Source organism: Kosmotoga sp., assembly GCF_982836095.1.
Genome location: NZ_CEYIHJ010000155.1, coordinates 1 through 4,535 on the forward strand (window position 1 = coordinate 1; position 4,535 = coordinate 4,535).

At 37.7% G+C, this 4,535-nt stretch carries 5 protein-coding genes and 1 pseudogene; all 6 read right to left on the reverse strand.

What is annotated here, in order from left to right:
* Positions 1-303: NUDIX domain-containing protein (locus AC3LHT_RS09075; RefSeq protein ID WP_488662662.1), on the reverse strand; the 303-nt coding region annotated here is incomplete at its 3' end.
* 55 nt (positions 304-358) lie between these two features.
* Positions 359-472: pseudogene (locus AC3LHT_RS09080) on the reverse strand (IS21 family transposase); the annotation flags it as partial.
* A gap of 52 nt (positions 473-524) precedes the next feature.
* On the reverse strand, positions 525-1,112 hold the full coding sequence (locus tag AC3LHT_RS09085; RefSeq protein ID WP_488662663.1) for a methyltransferase family protein: 588 nt from the start codon (positions 1,110-1,112) through the stop codon (positions 525-527).
* A gap of 41 nt (positions 1,113-1,153) precedes the next feature.
* Entirely contained in the window at positions 1,154-2,176 is a 1,023-nt protein-coding gene (locus AC3LHT_RS09090) for a DUF5700 domain-containing putative Zn-dependent protease (protein WP_488662664.1), read from the reverse strand.
* A gap of 21 nt (positions 2,177-2,197) precedes the next feature.
* A complete protein-coding gene (locus tag AC3LHT_RS09095) occupies positions 2,198-3,055 on the reverse strand; it encodes a DUF6544 family protein (protein WP_290646358.1) in 858 nt (285 codons plus the stop codon).
* A 52-nt stretch (positions 3,056-3,107) separates the two neighbouring features.
* Positions 3,108-4,535: DUF5700 domain-containing putative Zn-dependent protease (locus tag AC3LHT_RS09100; protein WP_488662665.1), on the reverse strand; the 1,428-nt coding region annotated here is incomplete at its 5' end.

The following is a 4,535-nucleotide window of genomic DNA, read 5'->3' on the forward strand; positions in this document are numbered from 1 at the left end:
ATATCTCTTTGTGATTGTAAACAGGTTCGCGCCCCCTATGACTTCTCCCTTGAAGTTGAACCTTATGAGCCTGGTCCCCGTTTCGCTGTCAAAGATGTAGATACCTGTCAACCCTATCAGAGAAACACTATAGCCAGTTTCTTCAAAAGTCTCCCTTATAGCCCCTTCAGTAATTCTTTCGTTGCTTTCCAGCCTACCTGAAGGTAAATTCCAACACCCCTTGGCGGGTGCCTTGCCTTCTTGAACCATTAATAATTTACCATTTCTAATGACAACTGTGCTGACAACTAATCCTGCTTTCAAATCACACACTCCTTCCAACTTTTCGCGTTTCCGTTGGTCGTTTTTACACCTTTTAAAGATATTTGTCTACGGTGTTGGGAGCAATGCCAAGGCGTCTGGCTATTGCTAGATTGCTTAACACCTCTTTGTACAATATTCTTAGGGGGTAAATATGAACCGATATCAGCACGACAATATACAACGAAATGAATTAGGGGCCAGGGTATAGAGCTTGGCAAACTCTATCTTATACCCTTTTGTACAAGACCCAATAAAGTGGCTATTGCACCTATCACTATATATATCCTATAAATCGGTATGAAATGCTTGCTTTTAACTTTTTGAATATATTTTCTATATTCTTCGCCAAAGGTTTTTATAAGTCTTTTTTCTTCAAGCTTTGTGTTGAAAAATTGAATTATGCCTATTATCAGCACGATAAATACCCCCCACAAAGAACGTATAGACAAAAACATCCCCAGATATATTATGACGAAAGTTCCATACATGGGATGTCTGACTTTGGAATAAAAACCTGTTGTAATCAGCTTTTCTGTCTTTCTGGTTATCATGTTCTGTGCAGAATGGTTTTCCTCCGTTATCAAGAAAAGATTGATAAGTCCGTGAACCGTAACTATCGATCCAAAGACAAAATAGAAAATATCTGCAATTGAGAATTCTAAACCATGGATATTCAGTATAGGATTCGCGTTTTTCCAGAGATAAAGAGCAGGAAGATAATTCAATCCCGTTCTCAGTAGAAGATACGTAATAACATATAAAATTGAACCTACTGCAATGATTAAAAGCGTTCTGATAACTTTGCTCACTTTTTTCCTCCTTGGTAATGGTTTGGCGGGGCGGAAATTCACTATTGGGCAAAAACCACTTCCAGGCAATGATTAAAAAGAGGATAATTTGCTTTTTCCACATCGTTGAGGTAAGTTGCGGCATTATTATACTCCCTAATATAAACTGCAGGATCTGCGATTACTTCCAGTATTCCTTTATCTCCTTTTGTTCGATAAACTGCTTCGACTGTCTTAATGCCTACCATGTTTATTGCTCCAAAGGTTTTACTCATATGCTTTGAAACCCATTCAAAAAATTCTTTTGTGTTCAGTTCATTATTGAGCAGTTTTAACATAACAGCGTTTACTTCCGTGAAATAGGATTTCCACTTCTTAAGGTCGTTCTGGTAATTAGAAGTATCTTCATATCCAACATGTCCGGTTTCTGGGTCTCCACCAACGCAGTAATAGGCTATTCCTTCACCCATTAGGCCGCCAACAAGTTCAGCAAGCAGGTACTTATTAGCAGGAAGTTGCCTTGAAAGCAATTTGCTCTCTAAAATGCCGTTGAAAGCGATATGATGGAGTTCATGAGCAATTGTACTCGCTACTTTGTCTAATGATTTCGAAATGTGTTCAAGATCAAGGGTGATATCGTTTCCTACAAAGTACCCACCGCTATAACCCGTAAATACGATGAAGATCCGGGGGTTAAAATCAATTTCTTGGGGTAAAAAGCGTTGTAATTTTTTTTGAGCGAAGTTCGTCACCTCTTCTTGCTTCTCTTTAAGATGCCTAAGGAAATCTTCGAGTTCTTCCAGAACGTCAAACTTACTCCGCAGATTCCTGTGAAATTCAATGAGAAAATCGTTTTCACTGAAGAATTTCTTTTTATTGAGATTAAGGAACACATTCTTGAGATCTTTCATTACAATATGAGCATTTAACCCCTCAGGTCTATTGTAGTGCTTTATCATCTGTATCAAAGCATCATGGGAGAGTAGCCTATCAAGCATATCGCGGTTAACAACTGTTCCTTTCTTTGCGTCATGAAACATTTCAATCATTAAATCAATTGCTTTAAAATCAAACCTGACTTTCATTTCTCATCCCTCCAGTGGTGTTTAATAAACAACAGGCAGGTTGTATTCAATTTCTGTGATCTCAAATTTAAACCATGTAAAATCCCCGGTTTCGAGTTTCCACACAACTTTTCCCTCAGTAGGGATTTTTATGCCATCGAGCTCTTTATAGTTTCTCATAGTAACTAACCATGTTTCTAATGAGTATTTTCCGTTATTTTCCATGTATCTTTTAGCGACAAAGCTTGTAACTTCACCTATATTATTAAAATTAAACACTCCTGATACTGTTATTCCTCTGTAGTCTATGGTTGCCCTTGCTGAACTTGCATCGATTTCTTCCCATGTAATATAACTGTTCAAAGCCGCTGAGGGGAACCACACTGTTTCAGCTAGATATCGTATCAATGTGCCCTGATTTATTTCTTTTCCGCTGGAATCCGCAATTTTGATCAAAGAAAGGGCTTTAATGAGCATACTTCCTTTACCTTCAAAATACTTATCCCTTCCCACAATGTGAAACAATGGGGCTGCTTTTATCCTGGCTTTCCAGATGAATCCGGGCTCATTAACCGTGAAGTATTGCTCCGCTTCAACGGGCATCCAAGATTGTGCTTCCTTTAAGCGCATAACTGCTTTCTGCTTTAGCCTTACGGAGGTAACTTTTTCTTTCCCAACTATATTTGAAAACTCAAGCCATTTCTTTACAGGAATTGGCAATTTTTCTAAATTGGATCTTTGAATAACACTATCATCGCTCCCTGATATGCCAGCAAAGAGCTCTTTCACTTCTTTTGCAACTTTTTGGTTGAATTTCATATTTGCTATGAAAATTGCAGCGATAGCAATAATAATTATGATTGCTAAAACACCAAATGTGATAAAGATGACTTTTCTCATATCGTCAACCCCTTAAAATTATCAAAGCTTCTAAACAACCTAAAATTCTTCATTATGAAGCAATCTCTATCTTTTGGAAAGCAGCTAGCGTCTCTTTTGAAAAGATCTTGCCTTCAGTTGTGGCGATGAATAACCTGAAAAACTCTGGACTTCCTTTTTCAAGACAGTTGGCAATAGCTCTATTTCCAAATTTCTTATCAATAACATGTGCCATATAGTGCCCGAGCACGTAAAAAGGGCCATTAGATCTTAAGCCACGATTTAGTAATTCTTCGAGTTTTTCGTATTTTTTGTATTGGAAAACGGTTTTGTACAATTCTTTGAAAAGGGCCACGCCTTTTTGAACACCGGGTAGATTTTCTTCTAAGAATCCTCCTTTCTGAATGTATGTTGCTGTCCCTTCAAGAAATACGTAAGTCATTGCCCTATAAAGAGCATCCATAGCTTTGTCTTTCAAAGGCTTCTCAAATATTTTGAACTCTTTTCCTTCATTCCCAGGATAGAGCATGGCCTGAATTCTGTGGAAAGTTTCGTGGGCTATCGTATCTAACAAAAAATCGTAATCGTCTTTGATATGTTCGATGTTGATACCACCGTATTTTCCAGTTGCCCAACCCCTTATAGCCCATCCAACACTGAAAACGAAATGCTCCTTAAATTCAAAATTCTCAGGTACGTATTTTTCAATTTTTGAAGAGATGCGCATCTCTATATTTTCCCGATTTTTTTCTAATTCATTCAGAATCCTTTCATAATCAGCTCTGTTGTAGGCAATATCTGCGAAGTCGAAGAAGTTCCAAGGGCTAAGCCATCTCCAAATTTTATAGATAGGTTCTTTTACTGCTCCTAAAAACAAGAATTGAGTTAGAAATTCTGTCGTAAATACAGGTCCAGGAACATAACCAAGAGAGTTTCTATGCTTAACCATTTCTGTAAAGATTTCTCCATTGGCAATCTTTCTTGCTTCATTCAGAGTTGGATTTTCTTTTGCAAAAAATTCCAACACATGACGAATTGTGCTAAGTTCTAAACTGATTTTTATTCTTGAACAGTGTTTTACCTCTTTAGGAACATAATTCTCTCCTGAAAAACTCACCGGGAATCCCATATCGGCAATGGTTCTTCGCTGCTCATCTCTTATCGACAAAAGGTAAGATACAAGTCCTGCAAAATTCGTTGATGTACTCGGGATAGGTATTTGTTCCAACCCCTTAATGGGGTCGGGAATAAGTCCATAAAATCCTCCTCCAAGTTCAGCCTGTTTCTGCTGAATGTCAAAAAGTTTTTTTATGTTCTTTGGTGCATCAAGCTGGTTGATCAATTCCGTAAGGTATTTAGCTTCATAAGTCATGGCATTCCCCCTCATGTTTTTAATGCGTGCTTTGTACAGGTTCATCAGTATCAGGTTGGTATCAAAAAGGTTCTGAATTGAAGGTTGTAACTTTAGGCATATCTTGTTCTTTGTAACCTTCAAAAACTT

What these genes read in the sequence shown, in the direction of transcription:
- AC3LHT_RS09090 (WP_488662664.1), bottom strand. Translation starts at nt 2,176, where the DNA reads ATGAAAGTCAGGTTTGATTTTAAAGCAATTGATTTAATGATTGAAATG.
- AC3LHT_RS09095 (WP_290646358.1), bottom strand. Translation starts at nt 3,055, where the DNA reads ATGAGAAAAGTCATCTTTATCACATTTGGTGTTTTAGCAATCATAATT.